A 481-nucleotide genomic window follows, 5' to 3' on the forward strand; every position below is an offset into this window, starting at 1 on the left:
CCGATCATGGTGGGAAGGCTTAGAACGCCATATTCAGTTTCCCATAGTGGAACATCACTCCCAGCTTAAAGCGCTCCCGGTTGCGGTAGCCCTTGGCTTTTATTCTCAGCAGCCTGATCTTGCTGTTCAGTGCTTCCGCATTTCCGTTTGATACGCCATGGCGCATGGCGTTCAGGATACCGTACAACCTTTTCCCTATCGTTTTAGCCACATTCTTCATCATGGGGACGTCACTGTTGGCCGCCAGCGACAGCCATCTCTGCCAGTCGTTGCGTCTTTCCTCGCTCCATGGTCTGCTCCAGATATCCTTTGCCAGTTCTTTCAGCGCCCAGCACAGGCTCGTCAGCTTCATCTGCGCACGCAGCCATATCAGCTTTTCCTGCCTGGATTCGGTCATCCATTTATCGCTGTGCTGCCACAGGAAGCGAGTTCCCTTTGCCTGACGACGACTTTCAACAGGAAGATGCGGATGTTCATTCTG

1 protein-coding gene is annotated in these 481 nt (G+C 53.0%); it reads right to left on the reverse strand.

The window, feature by feature from the left end; translation table 11 throughout:
- Positions 1–19: 19 nt before the first annotated feature.
- On the reverse strand, positions 20–481 hold a 462-nt coding region (locus tag BFF42_RS20670), incomplete at its 5' end, for an ISL3 family transposase (RefSeq protein ID WP_052939195.1).

It is taken from the genome of Shigella sp. FC1661 (genome assembly GCF_001712525.1).
In the GTDB taxonomy this organism is placed as follows: Bacteria; Pseudomonadota; Gammaproteobacteria; order Enterobacterales; family Enterobacteriaceae; genus Escherichia; species Escherichia coli.